A 22,170-nucleotide genomic window follows, 5' to 3' on the forward strand; every position below is an offset into this window, starting at 1 on the left:
CGATGGCGGCGATCCTGCTCACCGGCGCGAGTTCCTTCACCGGCCTGTGGATCGCCGAGGCCCTGAGCGCCCAGGGCCATGAAGTCGTCGCACCGCTGCGGCGCGCCCGCGACGCCGACGCCGGGCTGCGGGGGCTGCGGGTCGCCAGGCTGGCGCAGGCGGCCGACCTGGTCTTCGACGCCCCGCTCGGCTCGCCGGCCTTTCTGCGGCTCGTCAAGGGGCGGCGGTGGGATCTGCTGGCGCACCATGCCGCCGACATCCCCAACTATCGGAGTCCTGACTACGACCCTGTGGCCGGGCTGGTGCGGAACACCGAGGGTGCTGCGGCAACCATCAAGGCGTTCGCCAGGGCCGGCGGCGCGGCGGTGCTGGCCACCGGCACGGTCTTCGAGACCGGCGAGGGCGGCGACCCGCAGGCGCCGGCCGCGACGCCCTACGGCCTCTCCAAGGCGCTGACCAACGAGACCCTGCGCCACCTCGCCGGCTGGGCCGGTCTCGGGTTCGGCCGGTTCGTCATCCCGGCGCCGTTCGGCCCCTGGGAGGAGCGCGGCCTGGCCTGGTCCCTGTTCCAGGCCTGGGTCGAGGGGCGGACGGGGGAGGTGCGCACGCCGACTTACGTGCGCGACCACCTCGCCGCGCCGCTGCTGGCCGGAGCCTACGTCGAGGCCGTGGCGGAGCTTCTGGCCGGTCAGGACGGGCTGGTCGCCAGGCCCTCGGGCACCGTCGCCACGGTGGGCGCCTTCGCGCGCCAACTGGCCGAGGAGGTGCGGTCGCGGACCTCACTCGATTGCGCCCTCGTGGAGCACCCGCAGACCGCCTTCCCCGAGCCGCGGGCGCGGTTCAACAGCAGTCCCCGGAGCTTCGCCGGCGCGGCGGAAGCCGCCTTCTGGGACAACTACGTGGCCTTCTACCTCGACCTCCAGGCCCGCGGCCTGCTGCAGGGCGCGGCCTAGCGGGACGGCTCCACGGCGCCGGCCACGGCGTCGAAGAAGTCGGCGGCCCAGGCGTTGCTGTCGCCCAGGGGGCTGGCCCGCATGCGGTCGCGCAGGCTGCGGCGCAGCTGCCCGATGCGCGCCGGGTCGGCCGCCAGGGCCACGGCGGCGTCCTCGTAGGCCTGGACCGTGGTCGTGCAGAACTCTTCCAGCCCGAGGTTCATCAGCACCGAGTAGCTCAGCCGCTCGTAGAGCGCCTCGCCCACCAGGGTGATCACCGGGGCCCCCATCCACAGGGACTCGCAGGTCGTGGTGCCGCCGGTCTGGGGGAAGGTGTCCAGCGACATGTCGATCTGGTTGTAGAACGGCAGGTGGCGGCCGCGGATGGATTCGAACAGCAGGCGCTCCGGGGCCACCCCCTCGGCGGCGAAGGCGGCGGCCATGTTGGCGCGGAAAGTCGGCGAGCCGCACTCCGGCCGGATGAACATGAAGCGCGACCCCGGGGTGCGGGCGACGATCCGCGCCCAGGCGGCCAGCATCTCCCGACCGTACTTGTACGGATTGTTCGCCGTGCCGAAGGTGACGAAGCCGTTGCGTTCGACCGGCGCGATCGGCTCGACCGCGGGCTCGGGGCGGAAGGCCTCCCGCGCCAGGCTGTACCAGCAGTGCGGCAGCATCAGCGGCTTCTCGATCAACAGCTCCGGCGCCGCCGGGGTCATGTACGGATCGAGGATCAGGTAGTCGATCGTCGAGGGCCCGGCGGAGTGGGCGTAGCCCAGCCAGCTCGCCGCGATCGGGGCGGGCTTGTAGGACATGACGTTGAGCTTGTTCATGTGGGTCGAGCCGCCGAGCTCGATCAGGATGTCGAGGTCGTCGTCGGCGATCATCTGGGCCGCGTCATGGTCGCCGATGGCCGGACGCCAGCGGAAGGCGTCGACGAGGGACTCGATATGCCGCTGCATCGGGTCGGCTTCGCCGCGGTTGAACGAGTAGCAATAGACCTCGAACCGTGACCGGTCGTAGGCCTCGACCAGCGGCAGGGCGAAGTAGCCCACCGGATGCGAGCGCAGGTCCGACGACATGAATCCGATCCGCAGCTTCGCCCGTGGCGTCCGCGCCGGCGGCCGGGTGATCGGTCGCAGCGCCGCGTCGGCCTCGGCGCCGCGGCCCCAGATCCGGTGCAGCTCCACCAGCTCCCGCCGGTCCTCGGGGGAGCGGACCCGCGGCGGCTGGTTCATCAGCGCGGCGTGCATGCCGGCTTCCGCCCAGCGCCGGCCCAAGGTCAGCGCCCGTCCGAGGCGATCCAGCTCGTCGTAGGCGCCCACCCGCAGGAAGATCTCGCTGGCCACCTTCTCGTGGCGCGGCGTCAGGGCGCCGTTGCCGATCAGCCGCCGGACGACCTGGTACGACTCCTCGATGTGCGCCGCCTCGTCGTCGTAGCGCGAGCGCTGCAGGCTTTCGGCGAGGGCGAAGACGTAGTCGCGGTTGGCCGGCTCCAGCTCCACCGCACGACGCAGGTGCTGGTTCGCGCGGCGCCGGTCGGCGTCGGCGAAGGCCGCGCCCAGTTGGCGATGGATCCAGCCTTCGCCCTCGTGGGCGGGCAACTGGCTCAGCAGATAGTCCTCGGCCTCCTGGTTGCGGCCTTCGCGCCGCAGCAGGATCGCCACCCCCTCGATGAGCCGTGCGTCGTTGGGGTGCGCCTGCCGGGCTCGTGACAGCACCTCGTTCGCCTCGTCGTGGCGGTGGAGGTCGCTGAGCGTTCCGCTCAGGTCGAGCCAGGCGTTGATGGCGTTGCGGTCGAGCATCACCGCCTGCCGGAACCGCGCCAGGGCGGCGTCGGAACGGCCCTGCTTCAGCAAGGCCCGCCCCAGCAGCCGCTGGTATTCCGCATTCTTGGGCTCGAGGCGGAGAAGCTTGGTCAGCAGGCCCTCGGCGGCCGCGCCGTCCTCCCGGTCGAGGTGGGTGTTGGCGAGGTTCGAGAGCGCCGCGGTGCTCTTCGGCTGCAGCCGCAGCGCGGTGGTCAGGGCGGCCACCGCCTCGTCGAGGCGGCCCAGCCGCCGCAAGGCGACGCCGCGGGTGTTCCACAGGTCGAGGCTGCGCGGATAGAGCGCCACGCCCTTGGCGGTCCAGGCCTCGACATCGACGAAACGGCCGGCGCGGTGAAGCTGGACGGCGAGGCCCGCGTAGATGGCCAGGGGTTGCTGCGGGTTGCTTTCGAGCAGCGCCACCAGGTGGCCGATGCCCTCCTGCGTACGTCCCGCCTGCAGCGCCTGCTGCGCCGCCGCCAATCGTTCGTCCATCACGCTTCCGGATCTACGGGCCCCAGCGCTCATTAGAGAGCGGCGGCGGCGCTGACCAGCGGAAGGAGCGCCTAGGGCCGCGAGGCGGGCCCCTCCGCGCCGGGCATGTCGCCTTTCTCGAAGCGCCACTTCAGGACCAGGATGGTCGCCGACATCAGGAGGCAGACCACGTTCGACCCGATCACCGGCCAGCTCTGGATGAGCACGCCGTAGGCGATCCACAGGCTGAAGCCGGTCACCGTCACCACGTACATCCGCAGCGAGACCGAGGAGGCGTCGCGCTCGCGCCAGATCTTCACGATCTGCGGCCCGAAGCTGGTCATCGAGCAGAGCGCCGCGCCCGTGCCGACGATGTTGGCGAGGAGGGACAAGGGTTCAGCCGGCCTGCGCCATCCCGCCCCAGCGGTCCTGGAAGGCCGGCGACAGCGTCAGGCCCAGCGGCGGGGGTCCGGGCGCCTGGCCGTCCCGCAGGCAGGCCTGCAGGAAGATCAGCGCCATCTTCACCGCGTGCTCGGAGTAGGGCTTGCCGATCACCCCGCAGGCGCCGGCGAAGTCGGCCGGCAGGCGCTTGACGTTGGCGGTCATGAACAGGACAACCGCGCCGCAATCCTGGGCGATCCGGCGGGCCACCTCCACGCCGGTCGGGCCATCGCGCAGGTGGACGTCGACCAGGGCGAGGTCGGGCGTCAGCGAGCGGGCCAGCTCGACCGCCTCCTCGGAAGTCATGGCATGGCCCACCTCCCGGCACCCGCTCTCGCGCACCAGGAAGCCCAGCTCGAAGGCGAGGAGCACCTCGTCTTCCACGATCAGGACGTCGAGGGGGGCGGCGGCGGTCATGTCAGGCGGGGGTGCTCACAGGCACCGTAACGACCACCTTCACGCCCGGTTGCGTGTCGGTGATCTCCAGTCGCCCCCGCAGCTGTTGCGACAGCAGCTGCACGATGGTCGTCCCGAAGCCGGCCGGTCGCCCGGTCGCCCGGCCGACGCCGTCGTCCGCGATGGTCATGAGGAACCGGTCCTCCACCTGCCGGGTGGTGACGTCGATGCGGCCCTCCCGGCCGGCGGGGAAGGCGTGCTTGAGGGCGTTGCAGATCAGCTCGTTCGCCACCAGGGCCAGCGGCGCGGCCTGGGCGGCCGGCACCGCCACATGCTCCAGGTCCAGCCGGATCCGGATGTCGTCACGGCCGGCCGAGGCGGCCAGGTCGGAGGTGAGGTCGCGCAGGAACTCCGCCACGTCGAAGCGCTCCAGGTCGTCGCTCTGGAACAGCCGGCGGTGGACGGTGGCCACCGCGCTCACCCGTTCCAGCATGCTGCGCAGCGCCAGCCGGGTGCGCTCGTCCTCGGTGCGACGGCTCTGCAGGAGCAGCAGGGAGGAGATCAGCTGGAGGTTGTTCTTCACCCGGTGGTCCACCTCGTGGAGCAAGGTGGTCTTCTGTTCGAGCGCGCGTTCCAGCTCGCGCGTGCGGGTGTCGATGTCGGTGCGAAGCCCCTCGCTGGAGCGGATCAGCGACAGCTCCGCGGTCTTTTTGTCGCTGACATCGGACTGTGAGCCGAAGAAGTAGATGATGCCGCCGGCCTCGTCGGCGACCGGGCTCACGTACAGGCGGTTCCAGAAAGTCGAGCCGTCCTTGCGGTAGTTCAGCAGCTCGACGCTGATCTCCTCGCCGGCGCCGATCGCCTGGCGCAGGCGGGCGACCTGCTCGGGGTCCGTCAGGGGTCCTTGCAGGAAGCGGCAGTTGCGCCCGATCACCTCGTCGCGCCGGTAGCCCGTCAACGCCAGGAAGGCGTCGTTGGCGAAGATGATCGGCTGGTCGATGACCTTGGCGTCGGCGATGACGACGGGCATCCGCGCGCCGCGCATCACCGTCCCGAAGGGATCCCTGACTTCGTCCATTGGCTGAACCGGTGCTCCCAAATCCGGACGATCAACAACGGCAACGGCCAAGGTTTGTTCCGGTCAGACGATCTCCCAGCCGTCCGCTGTCATGTCCGTGACACACCCGTGAGGATGCTGGAGAATCCTTCCACGGAGATTCGCCGTGTCGCTTCCGCCGCCCCCGCCGCTGGCGTCCCACGCGCCGCACGCCCCGCCCTGGCCGATCCTGGCCGTGGGCGCGACGGCGCTCGTGGTCCTGGCCGCGCTGACGGCCCTGCATCGTCTCGACCCGATAGCGGCCGGGCCGGCCGCGCTGGTGGTCGCCGTGGCGACCGCACTGGCGGTGGTTGCGGCCAACCGCTTCGCGCAGGCGCGCTTCCTGGAGCTTTCCCACGCGGCCACCGAGCGGGCCGGCGAGCCGCCGCCGTTCGCCAGCCTGATCAACGCCCTGCCGGACCCGATCCTGGTGATCTCCGCCGCCGAGCCGGAGGACATCACCAGCCTGCGCTACATCTTCGCCAACAGCGCGGCGCGCAACCTGCTGCGCATCGACAGCGGCGAGGGGCTGCTGGTGGGCGTGATCCGCGACCCGGCGGTGCTGGAGGCGGTGGACACGGCGCTGTTCGCCGCCCTCGACGCCGAGACCGTCTACGAGACCACCGGCGCCCAGCCGCTGACCCTGCGCGCCCACGCCCGCCCGCTGGGCCTGGCCCTGGACGGCCGCCGCCTGGCGCTGCTGGTGTTCCGCGACGAGACCGAGGTGCGGCGCGTGGAACGCACCCGCGCCGATTTCCTGGCCAACGCCAGCCATGAGCTGCGCACGCCGCTGGCCTCCCTGGCCGGGTTCATCGAGACCCTGCGCGGCCACGCCCGCGACGACGCCGGCGCCCGCGAGCGCTTCCTGGCGATCATGCAGGCGCAGGCGGAGCGGATGTCGCGGCTGATCGCCGACCTGATGTCGCTGTCGCGGATCGAGCTCAACGAGCACATCGCGCCGTCCGACGAGCTGGACCTGGCCCTGTGCGTCACCGACGTGCTGGACGCCCTGGCGCCGATCGCCCGCGAACGCAGCGTGGCGCTGGTCCCGACCCTGCCGGCGCGGGGCGTCGCGCGGGTGGCCGGCGACCGCGACCAGATCCTGCAGGTGGTGCAGAACCTGGTCGACAACGCCATGAAGTACTCCGTGGCCGGCGGCTCCGTGAGCGTCGCCGTCGAGGTCGGGGCCACGGCCGAGGCAGCCGCCGCTGGCCTGCGGAGCGACAGCGCCCGGCTGTCGCTGCTCACCCCGGACCACCCCGGCGGCGCCTACGCCGTCCTGCGGGTCAGCGACCAGGGCGCGGGGATCGCGCGCGAACACCTGCCCCGGCTGACCGAACGCTTCTATCGGGTGGAGGGCCAGAAGAGCGGCGAGCGCTCCGGCACCGGCCTGGGCCTGGCGATCGTCAAGCACATCGCCAACCGCCATCGCGGCGGGCTGGCGGTGGAAAGCGCGCCCGGCCAGGGGACCACCTTCACCGCCTATTTCCCGCTGCTGCCGGCCGCCGCCGCGGCCGCGCCGGCCCGTGTCGCGAAAGCGTCATGAGATTGTTGCATAGGACCAGCCATCGGCGGGCAAGGTCCACCGTAGGCCGGCGGGCCCGGGACGACGGTCCCGGACGACCGGCCTGGGCAGGCGAGGCGCTCCCATGAACGAACACATCGTCAAGTCCTACGAGGACGAGCTCAACACGCTCACGGCCGAATGCACGCGGATGGGCGGGCTCACCGAGGCGCAGATCGCCGACGCGCTCGCCGCCGTGGTCAAGCGCAACCACGACCTCGCCGCCGCCGTGGTCGGCCGCGACGACCGGCTGGACGAATCGGAACGCGAGATCGAGCGCCGGGCGATCCGGCTGATCGCGCTGCGCCAGCCGATGGCCAGCGACCTGCGCCGCACCGTCGCCGCCATGAAGATCGCCAACAACCTCGAGCGCTGCGGGGACCTGGCCAAGAACATCGCCAAGCGCAGCCTGGTGATCATCGAGTCCGACCCGATGACCCCGCTCACCCGTTCGATCGAGCGGATGGGCAAGCTGGTGCTCACCCGCCTGACCACCGTGCTCGACGCCTACACCCGCTCCGACCTGGAGCGCGCGCTCGCGGTCTGGTCGCAGGACGACGAGGTCGACGAGCACTACAACAGCCTGTTCCGCGAGCTGCTGACCTACATGATGGGCGACCCGCGCACGATCACCGCCTCCGCCCACATGCTGTTCGTGGCCAAGAACCTGGAGCGGATCGGCGACCACGCCACCAACATCGCCGAGATCGTCCACTACGAGATCACCGGCGAGGACATGATCTCGCCCGCCCGTCCGAAGACCGACTCCCTGAAGGCCTAGGAGCGCCACCTTGAAGCCCAGCATCCTGGTGGTCGAGGACGAGGACTCCCTCGCCACCCTCCTGCAGTACAACCTGGAGAAGGAGGGCTACGACGTCCGCCTGGCCAACGACGGCGAAGAGGCGCTGCTGCTGGTCGACGAGAAGCTGCCGGACTTGGTGGTGCTGGACTGGATGCTGCCCAAGGTCTCCGGCATCGAGGTCTGCCGCCGGCTGCGGCAAGGGTCGGAAAGCCGGAATATCCCGATCATCATGCTGACCGCCCGCGGCGAGGAGACCGACCGCATCCGCGGCCTGGACACCGGCGCCGACGACTATGTGGTCAAGCCGGTCTCGATGACCGAGCTGGCGGCCCGCATCCGCGCGGTGCTGCGGCGGCTGCGGCCGGGCCTGGCCGAGGACCGCGTCCGCCGCGGCGACATCATCATCGATCGCGTGGCGCACCGGGTGAAGCGCTCCGGCCAGGAGATCCACCTCGGTCCGACCGAGTTCCGGCTGCTGGACTACCTGATGCAGCACCCCGGCCGGGTGTTCTCCCGCGAGCAGCTGCTGGACGCGGTCTGGGGCTCGGACGTCTATGTCGAGGCCCGCACCGTCGACGTGCACATCGGCCGGCTGCGCAAGGCGCTGAACGCCACCGAGGACGACAATCCGATCCGGACCGTGCGCTCGGCCGGTTATTCCCTCGATCTCGACGGCTGAGATTCCGTCCGCAGGCTGGTATGCTGGGGGTCGGGAGACGCCCGATGACCCAGCCTCCAGGCCTGAAACTCGACCACGTGGTCTTCCCGGTGCGCGACGCCGCCGCCACCCTGCAGTTCTACACCGAGGTGCTCGGCCTGCCGCTGGTCGGCGCGCAAAGCGGCGACGACTGGGACGGCTATCCCTGGCTGATGATGGTGTTCGGCCTCGACGGCGGGCAGGAGATCGTCGCCGTGGCGCTGCGCGGCGCGCCGGCGCCGGACTATCGCGGCTTGCCCGTCGACGCCCGCCACTATGCGCTCGCCGCACCCGCCGAGGACGACATCGACCGCTGGCGCTCGCGGCTCAGCCGCGCCGACGTGGACTTCTGGGAGGAGCGCCACGGCGACCAGCGCTCGCTCTATTTCGCCGACCCCGACGGCGTCATCCTGGAGATCACCTGGCCGCGGTCGCCGACCCTGCGGGTGGGGCGTCCGGACCTCGTCGCGATGGTCGAGCGCTGGATCAAGACACCCGTCCCGGCTTGACCCTGGCCGGCGCGCAGGCGAAAGCGCGCGACCATGAACATCCTTCTCGTGGGCTCCGGCGGGCGCGAACACGCCCTGGCCTGGAAGATCGCCCAGTCTCCACAGCTGACCCGGCTGGTGGCGGCGCCCGGCAACCCCGGCATGGCCGCGATCTGCGAGACCCGGGAGATCGGCGTCACCGACGTCGACGGCCTCGTGGCCCTGGCCCGGGAGATGGCCGCCGACCTGGTGGTCATCGGCCCCGAGCTGTCGGTCGCCGCCGGCCTCGCCGACGCCCTGCAACTGGCCGGCGTCCCCTGTTTCGGCCCCACCGCCCAGGCCGGGCAGCTGGAATCCTCCAAGGCCTTCACCAAGGCCTTCGCCGACCGCCACGGCCTGCCGACCTCGGCCTACGCGGTGTGCGAGGACGCGAGCGCGGCCAAGGCGGCGCTCGACCGGTTCGAGCCGCCCTATGTGATCAAGGCCGACGGCCTGGCGGCCGGCAAGGGCGTGGTGATCGCCACCGCCCGCGCCGAGGCCGAGGCGGCCATCGACGATGCGCTCGGCGGCCGGTTCGGTGCGGCCGGCGCCCGGGTGGTGATCGAGGAGTTCCTGGAAGGCGAGATCGGCTCGCTGTTCGCGCTGTGCGACGGCGAGACCTCGATGCTGTTCGGTTGGGCGCAGGACCACAAGCGGGCCTTCGACAACGACCAGGGGCCGAACACCGGCGGCATGGGGACCTATTCGCCGGCCCCGGTCTTCACGCCCGAGCTGGTCGAGCAGACCCGGACGCGGTTGGCCGAGCCGGCCTTCGCCGGCATCGCCGCCGAGGGCGCGCCCTACCGCGGCGTACTGTTCGTGGAGCTGATGGCCACCGCCCACGGCCCCAAGCTGGTGGAGTTCAACGCCCGGTTCGGCGATCCGGAATGCCAGGTGCTGATGCTGCGCCTGGAGAGCGACCTGGTGCCCTACCTGGAAGCCTGCGCGACCGGGACGCTGAAGGACCTGCCGCAGCCGGTGTGGCGCGACCAAGCGGCGGTGTGCGTCGTGCTGGCGGCCGAGGGCTATCCCGGCAAGCCGAAGGCCGGCGGCGAAATCCGCGACGCCGACCAGGACTTCGGGGAGGACGTGGTGGTCTTTCACGCCGGGACCCGGCGCGATCCGGACGGGACCCTGCGGGCGGCGGGCGGCCGCGTGCTCAACGTCTGCGCGCGAGGCCCGACCCTGCAGGCGGCCCGCGACAAGGCCTATGCGGCGATCGCCGCCATCGACTTCCCCGACGGCTTCTGCCGCCAGGACATCGGCTGGCGGGCGCTCGCCCGCTGAGCGCCTTGCCGCGCCGCCGTCCGGCCCGGTAGAGTGCGTTCAAACAGTTGTACGAGGGAAGGGTTCGCCATGGCCGTGGTCGACGCCGCCGAGCAGCAGCGCGAGCAGCTGAACACGGGCACCAAGGAGGTGGCGGAGAGCCACCGCTTCGACGAGGCCGCCCTCGACCGCTGGATGACCGCCAACGTCGCCGGCTACGCGGGACCGCTGGAGGTGCGTCAGTTCAAGGGCGGCCAGTCCAACCCGACCTACCAGCTGATCACCCCGGGAAAGAAATACGTCCTGCGCCGCAAGCCGCCGGGCAAGCTGCTGCCGTCGGCGCACGCGGTCGACCGCGAGTACAAGGTGATCACCGCGCTGGGCTCCACCGGCTTCCCGGTGGCGAAGACCTACGGCCTGTGCACCGACGACGCGGTGATCGGCACCTGGTTCTACGTCATGGACATGGTCGAGGGCCGGATCCTCTGGGACCAGACCCTGCCGCAGTACCAGCCGGCCGAGCGGCGGGCGATCTTCCGCTCGAAGATCAAGGTCCTCGCCGATCTGCACAACACCGACTACGAGGCCATCGGCCTGGGCGATTACGGCAAGCCCGGCAACTACATGGGCCGCCAGGTCGACCGCTGGACAAAGCAGTACAAGGCCTCCGAGACCGAGCACATCGAGGAGATGGAGCGCCTGATCGAGTGGCTGCCGAGGACCCTGCCGGCGCAGGAGCGCACCTCGGTGGTGCACGGCGACTACCGGCTCGACAACATGATCTTCCACCCCACCGAGCCGCGGGTCACCGCGGTGCTGGACTGGGAGCTGTCGACGCTGGGCGAGCCACTGGCGGACTTCACCTACCTGCTGGCCAACTGGGTCAACGGCTCGATCTCGCAGATCCCCGACCTCGAGGCCCACGGCATCCCCACCATCGCCGAGGCGGTGGAGGAGTACTGCCAGCTGACCGGCCGCACCGGCCTGCCCGACCTCAACTGGTACTTCGCCTACAACCAGTTCCGGCTGGCCGGCATCTGCCAGGGGATCGTCGGACGGGTGCGCGACGGCACCGCCAACAGCCCGCAGGCCGCCGCCATGGCCGAGCGGGTGCCGCTGCTGGCCAAGGCCGCCTGGGGCTTCGCCCAGAAGGCCGGCGCGGTCGCCTAAGCGGCGACGACGCGGGCCATCATCTGGTCGAGCGCGTCGCCGTCCTTGAACACCGCGCGGACCGGCCAGGGGGTGACGCGCTCGCGCCACGCGGCCGGCAGGCGCACCCAGTCCTTCTCGGTGGTGACCAGGCCCGCGCCGAACTGCGCGGCGCGCTCGGCCAGGCGTTGCAGGGTGGCCTCGTCATAGGCGACGTGGTCGGGGAAGGGCGCGAAGTCGGCGAGCTCGCAGCCGGCGGCCTTCAGCGCCCGCTCCACCTTCCAGGGCTTGCCGACGCCCGCGAAGCCCAACTGGGGCCCGGACGGCGGGGCGGCGTCGGCCTGCAGGTGGGCGCAGAGCACCGGAACGGACCTCAGTATGCGGACCAGGTCCGGCTCGGGGACCGGCAGGTCGGCGGGCAGCAGGATCACCGCCCCGTCGGCGCGGGCCAGGCCGGCGGCCAGCGGCTCGCGCATCGGTCCGGCCGGGAAGACGCGTCCATCCCCGAACGGCCACTCCTCGCCCCGTGTCTCGCCGTCCACCACCACCAGCGACAGGACCTTCTTCAGCGAGGGGTTCTGGTGGCCGTCGTCCATCACCACCACCGCCGCGCCGGCCGCCGCGGCCGCCTGGGCTCCGGCCGCCCGGTCGCGGGCGATCCAGACCGGGAAGTCGCGGGCCAGCATCAGCGGCTCGTCGCCGACGTCGGCGCTGGTGTGGACCTGCGGATCGACCCGCACGGGGCCTAAGAGTCGGCCGCCATAGCCGCGGGAGAGCAGGTGGACGGCCACGCCGCGGGCCGCCAGCCGCCCGGCCACGGCGCGGACCACCGGGGTCTTGCCCGTGCCGCCGAGCGTCAGGTTGCCGATGCAGATCACCGGCACGCCCGGGTCGACCGGCTGGGCGCGGGCGATGCGGCGCGCGGTCACCGCCGCCCAAATCCAGGACACCGGGGTCAGCAGGGCGCGGCTCGCCGGCATGACCCGGCGGTCGCGGGTGTACCACCAGCGGGGCGTTCCCAGCTTCATGCCGGCAACAGGGGGTCGATGAGCGTCAGCGCCGCCGCCAGGGCCGCACCCTGGCGCTCGGCATAGCTCAGCGCGGCCTCGCCGATGCGCCGCGCGACGACCGGCTGCGCCAGCAGGCCGTGAAGGTGCCGGGCCAGCGCCCCCGGGTCGGCGGCCTGGATGGCGGCCGCCTCGGCGAACATCTCGTCATAGACGTCGCGGGCGTTGAACACGTGCGGCCCGGTGACGATGGGCACGCCCAGCCGGGCCGGCTCCAGCGGATTGTGGCCGCCGATCCCCGTCACCAGGCTGCCGCCCATCACCGCCACGTCGGCCAGGCGCAGGAACAGGCCGAGCTCGCCCAGCGTGTCGACAACATAGGCGCCGGTCTGCGGCGTGATGGCCTCGCCCAGGCTGCGGCGGCCGACCCGAAAGCCCGCGCTCGCGAGATCCGCGGCGACGGCCGGGCCACGATCCGGATGGCGGGGCGCGACCACCAGCAATCCCCTGTCGGCGGCCTGGCGGAAGGCCTGCGCCACGATCGGCTCTTCGCCCGGATGGGTGCTCGCCGCCAGCACCACCCTGCGCCCGCCCGTCGCGGCGCGCAGACGGCCGAGTTCGGCCTCGTCGAACGGCGGCGGGTCGCCCACCAGCTTCAGGTTCAGCCGCGGTCCCGGGCTGGCGCCCAGGCGCCGCAGCCGACCCTCGGTCGCCGCGTCCTGCGCCAGCACCAGCTCGAAGGCGCCGAGCACGGCGCGGGCCGAGGCGGGCGCACGGGCCCAGCCGACGGCGCTGTCCTCGGTCATCCGCGCCGACAGCAGCGCCAGGCGCACGCCGCGGGCCTTGGCGCCGAGGATCAGGTTGGGCCAGAGCTCGCTCTCCACCTGCAGGCCGACGTCGGGCCGCCAGTGGTCGAGGAAGCGGCCGACCGCCGCCGGGCCGTCGACGGGCGCGAACTGGTGGATCACGCCGGGCGGCAGGCGCCGGGCCAGCACCTCCGCCGAGGTCACGGTGCCGGAGGTGACCAGCAGGGCGAGGTCCGGCCGCCGGGCCCGCAGCGCCGCCACCAGCGGCAGCAGCGACAGGCTCTCGCCGACGCTCACCCCGTGCAGCCAGGCCAGCGGGCCGGCGGGCCTGGCCACGGTGGCGCGGCCCAGCCGCTCGGAGAGGCGGGCCGCGTCCTCCTTGCCGCGGCGGGCGCGGCGGCGCAGCAGGCTCGGGGCCAGGGGCTCCAGGAGGCCGGCGGCCGCGGCGTAGAGGGCCAGCGGCAGGGGGCGGGCGCTGGCGATCACACCACGTCGGCAGGGGCGAGGCGGCAGGCGTGCGCCGCGTCGGTCTCCACCTGCACGGTGGCATGGCCGATGTTGAAGCGCTTGTGCAGCCCTTCGCACGCCAGGTGCAGGAAGGCGTCGGCGTCGCCCTGGGCGGGGCGGATCACGTGGCAGGTCAGCGCCGTCTCGGTGGTGCTGAGCGCCCAGATGTGCAGGTCGTGGATCTCCTCGACGCCGGGCAGGGCCGCCAGCCAGGCGCGGACGGCGCCGACGTCGACGCCCCGGGGCGCGGCGTCCAGCGCCAGGTCCATGGAGTCCCGCAGCAGGCTCCAGGTGCCGATCACGATCACCGCGGCGATGGCCAGGCTGAGCGCCGGGTCGATCCACAGGATGTGGGTCCAGGCCATGACCCCGGCGGCGACCACGACCGCGAGGGAGACGGCGGCGTCGCCGGCCATGTGCAGGAAGGCCCCGCGGGCGTTCAGGTCGCCGTGCCGCCCGCGCAGGAACAGCAGGGCCGTGACGGTGTTGATGGCCACCCCGAGGCCGGCGGTCAGCATCACCACCTGGGTGACGACCGGGGCCGGTTCGGTGAGCCGGCGGACCGACTCCGAGACGATCGCGCCCAGCGCCACCAGCAGCAGCACGGCGTTGGCCAAGGAGGCCAGGATGGTGGCCTTGCGCAGGCCGTAGGTGCGCCGCGCGGTGGGCGCGCTCTTGGCCAGCGCCATGGCGCCCCAGGCCAGCAGCAGCGCCAGCACGTCGGAAAGATTGTGGCCGGCGTCCGCCAGCAGCGCCATCGAGCCCGACCACAGCCCGGCGCCGACCTCGGCCGCCACGAAGACGGTGTTCAGCACCACCCCGATGGCGAAGGCCCGGCCCATGTCCACCGGCGCGTGATGGTGGTGGTGATGGCCGTGCCCGTGCCCGTGCCCATGCCCGTGATGGGCCTGATGATCATGGTCGTGCCCATGGTCGTGCCCATGTTCGTGGTCGTGATCGTGCTCATGACCATGGGGGTGATCATGGGCGGGCGCCGGGGCGTGGGAATGGACCATCAGCGCTTATGTCTCACCGCACCGCGCAGTGATCAATCCACAGTGCGGCCGACCAGCGATTCTGCCCGACGTGTGGCCGCGGAGAGGCGCCCCGACCAATCCTCTATCAGCCGCGCCACCGTGGCCTCGTCGGCGTCGGCGGGGACGTGCAGCGGGCCCTCCCACACCGCCGCGCCGCGCCCGAACGGCAGGGCGAACATCACCTTGTCCCAGGTGTTGCGGGCCTGCAGGGCCGGGTTGGCGGCGATGCCGATCAGGAACACCGGCTGGCCGGAGCGCTTGGCGATCTGCACCGCGCCGGGGGCGATCACCTCGTTGGGGCCGCGCGGGCCGTCGGGCGTGACCACCAGGGCGCCGCCGTCGGCCACCCAGGTCACCGCCTCGCGGATCGCGGCCACCGCCTGGCGGGCCTTGGCCGAGTCGCCCTTCTTGGCGGAGGACACCCGGATCGCCGGGAAGCCGGACATCGCCAGCGCCTTGGCGATGAACTCCCCGTCCGCCGAGGGCGAGACGAAGGCCCGGGTGCGCTTGCGCCACCACTGGGGCGCCATCGCCAGGCAAAGCGGGATGCGGCCATGCCAGAACAGGGCGATCGCGCCCGAATCGCCGGCCAGCACCGGCTCCACGCAGGCGACGTTCTCGTGCCGCCAGCGCACGGTCGCCAGCACGATGCGCAGATAGCTGCCCAGCAGCCAGCCGAGGACCGCCTGGACCCCCTCGTTCCGCAGGATGCCCTTCAAGCGGCGGTCTCCGCCTCCAGGTCCTGGCTCCTCGCCAGGCGCGCGTAGAGGCCCCGCTCCCGCATCAGGCTGTCGTGGTCGCCGGTCTCGACGATCCGCCCCTGGTCGATGACGTAGATGCGGTCGGCGCCGCGGACGGTGGAGAGCCGGTGGGCGATCAGGATGGTGGTGCGCCCGGCCATCAGCCGCTTCAGCGCCGCCTGCACCTGCGCCTCGCTCTCGGTGTCGAGCGCGCTGGTGGCTTCGTCGAGCAGCAGGATCGGCGCGTCCTTGAGGAACGCCCGGGCGATGGCGATCCGCTGGCGCTGGCCGCCGGACAGCCGCGCGCCCGCCTCGCCGACGCCGGTGTCGTAGCCGTTGGGCAGGTTGAGGATGAAGTCGTGGGCCGCGGCGGCGCGGGCGGCCTGCTCGACCTCGGCCAGGGAGGCGTCCGGCCGGGCGTAGGCGATGTTGGCGCGGATGGTGTCGTCGAACAGGAACGGCTCCTGCGTCACCAGCGCGATCTGGCGGCGCAGGGAGGGCAGGGTGACGTCGCGCAGGTCATGGCCGTCGATCAGCACCCGTCCGCAACTCGGGTCGTAGAAGCGGGGGATGAGGTTGAGGATGGTGGTCTTGCCGCCGCCGGACGGGCCGACCAGGGCCACCGTCTCGCCCCGCCGCACTTCGAACGCTACGTCCGACAGGGTCGGCGGGCCTTCCGCGCCATAGGTGAAGCCGACGTCTTCGAAGCGGATCGTCGTCTGGCCGACCGGCAGCGGTGCGGCGCCCGGCCGCTCTCTGACCTCCGGCTCGACGTCGAGGGCGGCGAACAGCCGCCGCGCCGCCGACATGCCCTCGGCGAACACCGTCTGCAGGTTGGCGAGCTGGCGCAGGGACTGCGAGGCGGTGCCCAGCGCGAACATGAAGGCCACGAAGGCGCCGACGGTCATGTGGCCGTTCAGCGAGCGCCAGCCGGCATAGGCGAACACCACGGCCGTCAGCAGGGTCATCACCAGCTCGGTGGCGGGCGCGGCGCGGGAGCGGGCGTTGGCGCCCTTGATCAGGTGCTCCTGACGGCGGTGGACCACTTCGGCGACGCGGGCCTCCTCGTAGTCCTCGCGGTTCTCGATCTTCACCACGCGCACGCCGTCCAGGCTCTCCATGATCGCCGTGGACAGGGCGGAGGTCTCGACCATGGCCCCGCGCGCGGCCTTGGTCGTGCGCTTGGAGAACCTGCGCATGATCCAGCCGGCGGCCGGCAGCCCGGCCACCATCACCAGCGACAGCACCAGGTCGTTGGAGATCATCACCGTGATCGCGCCCAGCACGATCAGCAGGTTCTGGGTGTAGTTGATCACGCCGGCGGTCGCCGCCTCGCGGATCAGGCCGGCGTCATAGAGCACCGAGGAGACGTAGGCGCCCGAGTGCTGGCTGCGGAGCCGCGAGAGGTCGGCCCGGACCAGCTTGCCGAACAGCTGCACCTGGACGTCGCCGACCACGCCGTTGCCGATGCGATTGACCAGGGTGGCCTGGATGAACTGGGCGACGGTGCGCGCCACCGCGTAGAGGGCGATGGTCAGCGGCAGGATGATCAGCTGGCCGGGCTTGTGGAAGACCATCAGGTCGTTGGTCGCCGGCTCGATGATCTGCACGAGCTTGGTGGTCAGGTAGGCCACCGCGATGGCGGCCAGCAGGGCGGTCACCCAGCCCTTCCAGCGGGGCTTCATATAGACGCGCGCCACCCGCACGATCAGGTCGCGGGCTGAAAGCTCTGGCGGGTCGCGCTCGCTCATAGGTCTGGGATCGTCCGATGCGGGCCGCAGGTCAAGCCGATGGCCGGTCGCGGCGCGACCAACGAGCCGCTTCCGTCGGGCTGCGCGAGGCCCTAGTTAGGCCCGATGACCAGCGAACAAGCCCCGGCCGGATTCGACCTTGCGACCCCCTCCGGGCGGCTGAAGACCTATGCCGACTATCTCTGGAACGACCATGCCTACCTGCGGCTGGGCTTCCAGAACGCCCACTGGATCTCCGACGAGCTGGTGCGCACCAACCAGCCGTGGCCGCACCAGCTGGCCGCCTGGAAGGCGCGCGGCGTCAAGACCGTCATCAACCTGCGGGGCGGCTTCGACGCCAGCTTCCACGCCCTGGAGAAAGACGCCTGCCGGCGGCTGGGCCTGGAGATGGTCGATTTCACCGTCACCTCGCGCGAGGTGCCGAGCCGCGAGCGGGTGCTGGGCGCCAAGCGGCTGTTCGACACCATCGCCTATCCGGCGCTGATGCATTGCAAGTCGGGCGCGGACCGGGCCGGGATCATGAGCGTCCTCTACATGCACTTCCGGAAGGGCCGGACCATCCGCGAGGCCATGGACCAGCTGCACCTTCGCTACCTGCATGTGCGCCAGGGAAAGACCGGCGTGCTGGACTACACCTTCGAGCGCTATCTCCAGCAGGGCGAGCCGGCCGGCCTGTCGTTCCTGGAGTGGGTCGAGAGCCCGATGTTCGATCCGGCCGGCATGAAGGCCGACTTCCGGGCTCAGATGTGGGGCAGCCTGCTCACCGAACGACTGCTCAACCGGGAGTAATTGCGCCTAAGTCGACGATACGACAGACGTGCGCTGCTCCTGCGTGCAACTCTGCGCCCATGAGCCAAGAGGTCCTGACCCTGGAGCCGAAGGAAGACGTCTTCACGCTGCTCTGCGTGCGCGCGGACGGCGTGGCGTCGGTGGTCGACCTTGTGGCGTCGGCGGACCTGCCGGCGGTGCGGCGGCGTGCGACCGCCCTGCTGCGCGAACACGCCAGCTGCGACGTGGTCGAGGTCTGGCGCGACGGCGCCCTGATCGAGCAGCTCGACCGCGCCTGAGGGGCCGCGCCGGCTGTTGCACGGTGACTTAAGGTTTGCCCCTCAGGGTGGCTCCATGGAAGCCTCCGTCCCGCCCCGGCTGCTTGTCGTCGACGACATCGAGGAGAACCGCGAGGTTCTGCGCCGGCGCTTTCAGCGCCTCGGCTATGAGGTGGTCGAGGCCGACAGCGGGGCGGCCGCCCTGGCGGTGATCGAAACCACCGACATCGACCTCGTCCTCCTCGACATCGTGATGCCCGGAATGGACGGCCTGGAGGTCCTTCGGCGGTTGCGGCTGACCCACAGCGCCCAGGCCTTGCCGGTGATCATGGTCACGGCCAAGGCCAGCAGCGACGACGTCGCCGTGGCCCTGGAGCTCGGCGCCAATGACTACCTGACCAAGCCGGTGGACACGGTGGTAGCCAAGGCGCGCGTCGCCACCCAGCTCGAGCGCAAGCGGGCCGAGGACGACAGCCGCGCCAACCGCCTCGAACTGGAGCAGACGGTCCTGCGCCTCCAGGAGGCGCTGGCCGCCGCCGAAAGCGCCGCGCGCGCCAAGTCCGAATTCCTCGCCAACATGAGCCACGAGGTGCGGACGCCCCTGAACGGGATCCTCGGGGTGATTTCGGTGCTGCTGCCCACCTGCGAGTCGCCGACCCAGCGGGAAATGGTCGGGATCATCGAGGACTCCGCCTCCAGCCTCGAGCGGCTGCTGTCCGACATCCTCGACATGGCCAAGCTGGAAGCCGGAAAGCTGCGCCTGGAGAACGCGCCGGTGGACCTGGCCCGCCTGGTCCGCAGCGCCAGCGACCTGTTCGCGCCGAGCGCCCGCGCCAAGAACCTGGCCTTCGCCGTGGAAATCGATCCGCAGGCCGACCGCACGGTGATGAGCGACGCTCACCGCATCCGGCAGATCCTCACCAACCTGTTGAGCAACGCCGTCAAGTTCACGCCTTCGGGCTCGGTCTCGTGCCGCCTGTGGAAGGACGCGCAGGCCATCGTGATCGAGGTCTCCGACACCGGCATCGGCTTCGATCCGAGCCTCACGCCCTCTCTGTTCGAGCGCTTCAACCAGGCCGACGGCTCGACGACGCGCCGGTTCGGGGGCTCCGGCCTCGGGCTGGCGATCAGCAGCGACCTGGCCCGGCTGCTGGGCGCGCGCATCGACGTCCAGTCGTCGCCGGGCTCGGGCTCCACGTTCCGCCTGGTGTTGCCGCTGCACGCGTCCGAACAGGCGATCGCCCCCTCAGCGCCCTCGGTGGAGGTCACCGCCCAGGCTGGGTCGGAGGTTGGGCGCGGTCGGGTCCTGGTGGTGGACGACAACGAGATCAACCGCCGCGTGGCCGAGATGATCCTCTCGACCGCCGGCTTCGACGTCACCTGCGCCGACAACGGGGCGCAGGCGCTGGCGACCTACCAGGCGGAAGCCTTCCAGGCGATTCTGATGGACGTGCAGATGCCGGTGATGGACGGCCTGAGCGCGGTGCGCGAGATCCGGAAGCGCGAGGCGGCGCTCCGGCTGGGCCGCACGCCGGTGATCGTCATTTCCGCCAACGCCGCGCACGACGACGTCGCCCGGTCGATCGCCGCCGGCGCAGATGGGCATTTGCCGAAGCCGATCGTGGTCGCCGACCTGCTCGCCAGGCTTCGCGATGTCCTGGCCGCGGGGGAAGCCCAGACCTTCGCGTCCCACGCGGAGCGAGGCGCGTCCCAGGGCTAGTGCGCGTGGCCCTCGTCGGCGTCGGGGGCCAGCAGCTTGTGCGCATGGATGATGAAGTAGCGCATATGGGCGTTGTCGACCGTGGACTGGGCCTTGTTGCGCCAGGCGTTCAGCGCCGCCTCGTAGTTCGGGTAGGCGCCGACCAGGTCGACCTTGGAGAGGTCGCGGAATTCCGCGGGACCTTCCAGGCTCCTCAGCTCGCCGCCGATGACCAGGTGCAGGAGCTGCTTGTCGGACATGGGTCGCTTTCGTAACGGGTGAAACCTTCAGGGTTTCACGGCGATATGCCGGACGCGCTCCAGGATCAATGGGGCGAGGCCCGGCGCGGCGCAAACCAGGCTGTTTTGGATCGGTTGCGGGCCATTGTAGGCGAACGGCCGGCCGGTGTGGTCGCCGACGAAACAGCCGGCCTCGGTGGCGATGAGGTCCGCGGCCGCCAAGTCCCAGTCGTGCTTGGGCGCCACGGCGACGGCGGCGTCGAACAGGCCCGCCGCCACCAGGCACATGCGATAGGCCGTCGAGTTGCGCTGTTCGACCCGCATCGACGGCCAGGGAATCGGCCAGGAGGCCTGCTCGAACAGCCGCGCGTCGCCGACCATGCCGCAGCCCTCCAGCGCGCTGACGTCGCTGGGGCGGATGGCGGCGCTGTCCAGGGTGGCGCCGCCGCCGGCGGTGGCGGCGTAGGTCTCGCCCAGCTGCGGGGCGAACACCACGCCGGCGATCGGCCGGTGGTCCTCGACCACCGCCACCGACACCGACCACCAGGGCCGGTCGTTGAGGAAGGCGCGGGTGCCGTCGATCGGGTCGACCACGAACAGCCGCCGCCGCGACAGCCTGGCGGGGTCGTCGGCGGTCTCTTCCGAGAGCCAGCCGTAGTCGGGACGGGCGGCGCCCAGCCGCTCCTTCAGCAGCCTGTCGGCGGCCAGGTCGGCATTGGTGACCGGCGAATTGCCGGCCTTGTACTCGATCTCCAGGCCCCGGGCGCGCAACTGCTCCGCCAGTTCGCCGGCCTCGCGGGCGGCGTCCAGGATCAGGGCCAGGTCGTCCGTGGCCGTGGGGCTCATCGGCCCGCGATGGCGAGGCCGTCGATCAGCACCGAGGGCGCGTTGGAGGCACCGCGGATCTCCAGGTCCGAACCCGGGACCAGCCGGGCGTAGATGTCGATCAGGTTGCCGGCGACGGTGATCTCGCTGACCGGATAGGCCAGCTCGCCGCCCTCGAACCAGAAGCCCGAGCAGCCCACCGACCAGTCGCCGGTGTTGCCGTTCAGCGAGGGGCCGAACATCGAGGTGACCACCAGGCCGGCGCCGGCGTCCTTCATCAGCTGCGCCTGGTCGTGCTCGCCGGGCTGCAGGGTCAGGTTGCTGGGGCTGACCCCGGGCGGGCCGGCCAGGCCGCGCGAGGCGTGGCCGGTGGTGGAAAGGCCCAGCTGCCGCGCCGAGGACGAGTTCAGCAGCCAGGTGGTCAGCACGCCGTCGTCGATGATGGCGGTGAGGCCGTTGGCCACGCCCTCGTCGTCGAAGGGCGAGGAGCCGAGGCCGCGCAGCCGGTGCGGATCGTCGGTGACGGTGACGCCCTTGGCGAAGACCTGCTGGCCGAGCTTGTCCTTCAGGAACGAGGTGCCGCGGGCGATCGAGGGCCCGGAGATGGCGCCGATCAACGGGCCCAGCAAGGAGGCGGCCAGGCGGTTCTCGAAGATCACCGGGGCGGTGGTGGAATCGATCTTCCGCGCCCCGAGCCGGGCGGCGGCGCGGCGGCCGGCCTCCGCGCCGATGGCGTCGGGGGCCGGCAGGTCGGCCTGCCAGCGCACCGAGCGGCCGTCATAGCCGTTCTCCATGCCGTCCTCGTCGCCGGCGATGGCCGACGCGCCGATCGAGAAGCCCGAGGCCCGGTGCAGGCCGGAGAAGCCGCCACTGGTCACCATCCGCCACTGCGAGGCCGACCAGGAGCCCGAGGCGCCGTCGGAGTTGGTCACTTTCGGCACCGCGCGGGCGGCGGCCTCGGCGGCGCGGGCCTTGTCCTCCAGCGCCTGCGGCGAGGGCTCGGAGGGGTCGTAGAGGTCGAGGTCGGGCAGGGGGCCGCGGGCCAGCCGGTCAGGGTCGGCGAGGCCGGCGTAAGGGTCTTCCGGGGCCAGCCGGGCCATGGCCACGACGCGCTCCACCAGCTTGGCGCGCGCCTCGAGGCTGATGTCGGAGCCGGAGACGCTGGCCTGGCGGCGGCCGACGAACACCCGCAGGCCGAGGTCGCGGGACTCCTCGCGTTCCACCTCTTCCAGGTCGCCCAGGCGCACGCTGATCGAAAGGGCCCGGCGCTCGGCGCCGACAGCCTCGGCCGCATCGGCGCCGGCCTTCAGCGCGGCGGCGACAACGTCTTGCAACAGGTTTTCGTCCATCCCGGGCATATGGCG

The 22,170-nt window shown here is 71.7% G+C and carries 22 protein-coding genes; 10 read left to right on the forward strand and 12 right to left on the reverse strand.

The features are described 5' to 3' along the window. Nucleotides 1-2 precede the first annotated feature (2 nt). Nucleotides 3-953, forward strand: a complete 951-nt coding sequence (locus DJ021_RS09370; protein ID WP_111457290.1) for an NAD-dependent epimerase/dehydratase family protein — start codon at nucleotides 3-5, stop codon at nucleotides 951-953. Here DJ021_RS09370 and DJ021_RS09375 read toward each other — a convergent pair. The 4 genes from DJ021_RS09375 to DJ021_RS09390 all read right to left on the reverse strand — a co-directional run bounded on the left by DJ021_RS09375 (nucleotide 950) and on the right by DJ021_RS09390 (nucleotide 5,126). Beyond that, nucleotides 950-3,232, reverse strand: coding sequence for an O-linked N-acetylglucosamine transferase family protein (locus DJ021_RS09375; protein ID WP_165837166.1), 2,283 nt, complete (start codon nucleotides 3,230-3,232; stop codon nucleotides 950-952). The genes DJ021_RS09370 and DJ021_RS09375 overlap by 4 nt on opposite strands. A 71-nt stretch (nucleotides 3,233-3,303) precedes the next feature. Then, entirely contained in the window at nucleotides 3,304-3,555 is a 252-nt protein-coding gene (locus DJ021_RS09380; protein ID WP_243626132.1) for a SemiSWEET family sugar transporter, read from the reverse strand. A gap of 52 nt (nucleotides 3,556-3,607) precedes the next feature. Further along, nucleotides 3,608-4,069: a response regulator gene (locus DJ021_RS09385; RefSeq protein ID WP_111457293.1), complete on the reverse strand. Its 462-nt coding sequence runs from the start codon at nucleotides 4,067-4,069 to the stop codon at nucleotides 3,608-3,610. A 1-nt stretch (nucleotide 4,070) separates the two neighbouring features. Next, a complete protein-coding gene (locus tag DJ021_RS09390; RefSeq protein ID WP_111457294.1) occupies nucleotides 4,071-5,126 on the reverse strand; it encodes a histidine kinase dimerization/phosphoacceptor domain -containing protein in 1,056 nt (351 codons plus the stop codon). A gap of 145 nt (nucleotides 5,127-5,271) precedes the next feature. Here DJ021_RS09390 and DJ021_RS09395 point away from each other — a divergent pair, with 145 nt between their 5' ends. The 6 genes from DJ021_RS09395 (at nucleotide 5,272) to DJ021_RS09420 (ending at nucleotide 11,170) form a co-directional block, all read left to right on the forward strand. Then, nucleotides 5,272-6,690 carry a sensor histidine kinase gene (locus tag DJ021_RS09395; RefSeq protein WP_243625942.1) on the forward strand — a complete coding sequence of 473 codons (1,419 nt, stop codon included), beginning with the start codon at nucleotides 5,272-5,274 and terminating at the stop codon, nucleotides 6,688-6,690. Between the two features lie 103 nt (nucleotides 6,691-6,793). After that, nucleotides 6,794-7,489, forward strand: coding sequence for a phosphate signaling complex protein PhoU (gene phoU / locus DJ021_RS09400; RefSeq protein WP_111457295.1), 696 nt, complete (start codon nucleotides 6,794-6,796; stop codon nucleotides 7,487-7,489). Between the two features lie 10 nt (nucleotides 7,490-7,499). Next, a complete protein-coding gene (gene phoB, locus DJ021_RS09405; RefSeq protein ID WP_111457296.1) occupies nucleotides 7,500-8,189 on the forward strand; it encodes a phosphate regulon transcriptional regulator PhoB in 690 nt (229 codons plus the stop codon). A gap of 44 nt (nucleotides 8,190-8,233) precedes the next feature. Continuing rightward, complete coding sequence (locus DJ021_RS09410; protein ID WP_165837167.1) at nucleotides 8,234-8,716, forward strand: VOC family protein; 483 nt, start codon at nucleotides 8,234-8,236, stop codon at nucleotides 8,714-8,716. A gap of 33 nt (nucleotides 8,717-8,749) precedes the next feature. After that, complete coding sequence (gene purD / locus DJ021_RS09415) at nucleotides 8,750-10,021, forward strand: phosphoribosylamine--glycine ligase (RefSeq protein WP_111457298.1); 1,272 nt, start codon at nucleotides 8,750-8,752, stop codon at nucleotides 10,019-10,021. A 69-nt stretch (nucleotides 10,022-10,090) separates the two neighbouring features. Next, the gene (locus DJ021_RS09420; RefSeq protein WP_111457299.1) at nucleotides 10,091-11,170 is read left to right on the forward strand and encodes a phosphotransferase; all 1,080 of its coding nucleotides are present in this window, start codon (nucleotides 10,091-10,093) and stop codon (nucleotides 11,168-11,170) included. On the opposite strand, the gene lpxK is transcribed toward DJ021_RS09420, so the two are convergent. Genes lpxK through DJ021_RS09445 form a run of 5 tightly spaced genes read right to left on the reverse strand, consistent with a single transcriptional unit; the run spans nucleotide 11,167 to nucleotide 16,997 of the window. Then, the gene (lpxK, locus tag DJ021_RS09425) at nucleotides 11,167-12,177 is read right to left on the reverse strand and encodes a tetraacyldisaccharide 4'-kinase (protein WP_111457300.1); all 1,011 of its coding nucleotides are present in this window, start codon (nucleotides 12,175-12,177) and stop codon (nucleotides 11,167-11,169) included. The genes DJ021_RS09420 and lpxK overlap by 4 nt on opposite strands. Continuing rightward, the gene (locus DJ021_RS09430; RefSeq protein ID WP_243625943.1) at nucleotides 12,174-13,448 is read right to left on the reverse strand and encodes a 3-deoxy-D-manno-octulosonic acid transferase; all 1,275 of its coding nucleotides are present in this window, start codon (nucleotides 13,446-13,448) and stop codon (nucleotides 12,174-12,176) included. The genes lpxK and DJ021_RS09430 overlap by 4 nt, the downstream gene beginning before the upstream one ends. Beyond that, nucleotides 13,445-14,485, reverse strand: coding sequence for a cation diffusion facilitator family transporter (locus DJ021_RS09435; protein WP_111457301.1), 1,041 nt, complete (start codon nucleotides 14,483-14,485; stop codon nucleotides 13,445-13,447). Before DJ021_RS09435 ends, DJ021_RS09430 begins: the two co-directional genes overlap by 4 nt. A gap of 32 nt (nucleotides 14,486-14,517) precedes the next feature. Next, nucleotides 14,518-15,225, reverse strand: a complete 708-nt coding sequence (locus DJ021_RS09440) for a lysophospholipid acyltransferase family protein (RefSeq protein ID WP_111457302.1) — start codon at nucleotides 15,223-15,225, stop codon at nucleotides 14,518-14,520. Beyond that, nucleotides 15,222-16,997 carry an ABC transporter ATP-binding protein gene (locus tag DJ021_RS09445; protein ID WP_111457303.1) on the reverse strand — a complete coding sequence of 592 codons (1,776 nt, stop codon included), beginning with the start codon at nucleotides 16,995-16,997 and terminating at the stop codon, nucleotides 15,222-15,224. Before DJ021_RS09445 ends, DJ021_RS09440 begins: the two co-directional genes overlap by 4 nt. Nucleotides 16,998-17,102: 105 nt before the next feature. Between DJ021_RS09445 and DJ021_RS09450 the strand changes: the two genes are divergently transcribed. From DJ021_RS09450 to DJ021_RS09460, 3 genes are read left to right on the forward strand one after another with little or no spacing between them, the layout of a single operon-like run. Further along, nucleotides 17,103-17,786 (forward strand): protein tyrosine phosphatase family protein, encoded by a 684-nt coding sequence (locus DJ021_RS09450; protein WP_111457304.1) that lies wholly within the window; start codon nucleotides 17,103-17,105, stop codon nucleotides 17,784-17,786. A gap of 59 nt (nucleotides 17,787-17,845) precedes the next feature. Further along, nucleotides 17,846-18,064 carry a hypothetical protein gene (locus DJ021_RS09455; RefSeq protein ID WP_111457305.1) on the forward strand — a complete coding sequence of 73 codons (219 nt, stop codon included), beginning with the start codon at nucleotides 17,846-17,848 and terminating at the stop codon, nucleotides 18,062-18,064. A gap of 55 nt (nucleotides 18,065-18,119) precedes the next feature. Next, nucleotides 18,120-19,763 carry a response regulator gene (locus tag DJ021_RS09460; protein WP_111457306.1) on the forward strand — a complete coding sequence of 548 codons (1,644 nt, stop codon included), beginning with the start codon at nucleotides 18,120-18,122 and terminating at the stop codon, nucleotides 19,761-19,763. On the opposite strand, the gene DJ021_RS09465 is transcribed toward DJ021_RS09460, so the two are convergent. The 3 genes from DJ021_RS09465 to DJ021_RS09475 are packed head-to-tail and all read right to left on the reverse strand — an operon-like array spanning nucleotide 19,760 to nucleotide 22,155. Further along, nucleotides 19,760-20,002 (reverse strand): DUF4170 domain-containing protein, encoded by a 243-nt coding sequence (locus tag DJ021_RS09465; protein ID WP_111457307.1) that lies wholly within the window; start codon nucleotides 20,000-20,002, stop codon nucleotides 19,760-19,762. The two genes, DJ021_RS09460 and DJ021_RS09465, sit on opposite strands and share 4 nt — an antisense overlap. A 27-nt stretch (nucleotides 20,003-20,029) precedes the next feature. Continuing rightward, complete coding sequence (locus tag DJ021_RS09470; RefSeq protein WP_111457308.1) at nucleotides 20,030-20,827, reverse strand: 3'(2'),5'-bisphosphate nucleotidase CysQ; 798 nt, start codon at nucleotides 20,825-20,827, stop codon at nucleotides 20,030-20,032. Next, nucleotides 20,824-22,155 (reverse strand): TldD/PmbA family protein, encoded by a 1,332-nt coding sequence (locus tag DJ021_RS09475; protein ID WP_111457309.1) that lies wholly within the window; start codon nucleotides 22,153-22,155, stop codon nucleotides 20,824-20,826. The genes DJ021_RS09470 and DJ021_RS09475 overlap by 4 nt, the downstream gene beginning before the upstream one ends. Between the last annotated feature and the right edge of the window lie 15 nt (nucleotides 22,156-22,170).

Origin of the sequence: Phenylobacterium hankyongense, assembly GCF_003254505.1 — a bacterium.
In the GTDB taxonomy this organism is placed as follows: Bacteria; Pseudomonadota; Alphaproteobacteria; order Caulobacterales; family Caulobacteraceae; genus Phenylobacterium; species Phenylobacterium hankyongense.

Bases quoted from the DNA above. Each gene is read 5' to 3' on its own strand.
- DJ021_RS09370 (WP_111457290.1), top strand. From the start codon at position 3: ATGGCGGCGATCCTGCTCACCGGCGCGAGTTCCTTCACCGGCCTGTGG.
- DJ021_RS09375 (WP_165837166.1), bottom strand. From the start codon at position 3,232: ATGGACGAACGATTGGCGGCGGCGCAGCAGGCGCTGCAGGCGGGACGT.
- DJ021_RS09380 (WP_243626132.1), bottom strand. From the start codon at position 3,555: ATGACCAGCTTCGGGCCGCAGATCGTGAAGATCTGGCGCGAGCGCGAC.
- DJ021_RS09385 (WP_111457293.1), bottom strand. From the start codon at position 4,069: ATGACCGCCGCCGCCCCCCTCGACGTCCTGATCGTGGAAGACGAGGTG.
- DJ021_RS09390 (WP_111457294.1), bottom strand. From the start codon at position 5,126: ATGGACGAAGTCAGGGATCCCTTCGGGACGGTGATGCGCGGCGCGCGG.
- phoU (WP_111457295.1), top strand. From the start codon at position 6,794: ATGAACGAACACATCGTCAAGTCCTACGAGGACGAGCTCAACACGCTC.
- DJ021_RS09410 (WP_165837167.1), top strand. From the start codon at position 8,234: ATGACCCAGCCTCCAGGCCTGAAACTCGACCACGTGGTCTTCCCGGTG.
- purD (WP_111457298.1), top strand. From the start codon at position 8,750: ATGAACATCCTTCTCGTGGGCTCCGGCGGGCGCGAACACGCCCTGGCC.
- DJ021_RS09420 (WP_111457299.1), top strand. From the start codon at position 10,091: ATGGCCGTGGTCGACGCCGCCGAGCAGCAGCGCGAGCAGCTGAACACG.
- lpxK (WP_111457300.1), bottom strand. From the start codon at position 12,177: ATGAAGCTGGGAACGCCCCGCTGGTGGTACACCCGCGACCGCCGGGTC.
- DJ021_RS09435 (WP_111457301.1), bottom strand. From the start codon at position 14,485: ATGGTCCATTCCCACGCCCCGGCGCCCGCCCATGATCACCCCCATGGT.
- DJ021_RS09445 (WP_111457303.1), bottom strand. From the start codon at position 16,997: ATGAGCGAGCGCGACCCGCCAGAGCTTTCAGCCCGCGACCTGATCGTG.
- DJ021_RS09450 (WP_111457304.1), top strand. From the start codon at position 17,103: ATGACCAGCGAACAAGCCCCGGCCGGATTCGACCTTGCGACCCCCTCC.
- DJ021_RS09455 (WP_111457305.1), top strand. From the start codon at position 17,846: ATGAGCCAAGAGGTCCTGACCCTGGAGCCGAAGGAAGACGTCTTCACG.
- DJ021_RS09460 (WP_111457306.1), top strand. From the start codon at position 18,120: ATGGAAGCCTCCGTCCCGCCCCGGCTGCTTGTCGTCGACGACATCGAG.
- DJ021_RS09465 (WP_111457307.1), bottom strand. From the start codon at position 20,002: ATGTCCGACAAGCAGCTCCTGCACCTGGTCATCGGCGGCGAGCTGAGG.
- DJ021_RS09470 (WP_111457308.1), bottom strand. From the start codon at position 20,827: ATGAGCCCCACGGCCACGGACGACCTGGCCCTGATCCTGGACGCCGCC.
- DJ021_RS09475 (WP_111457309.1), bottom strand. From the start codon at position 22,155: ATGGACGAAAACCTGTTGCAAGACGTTGTCGCCGCCGCGCTGAAGGCC.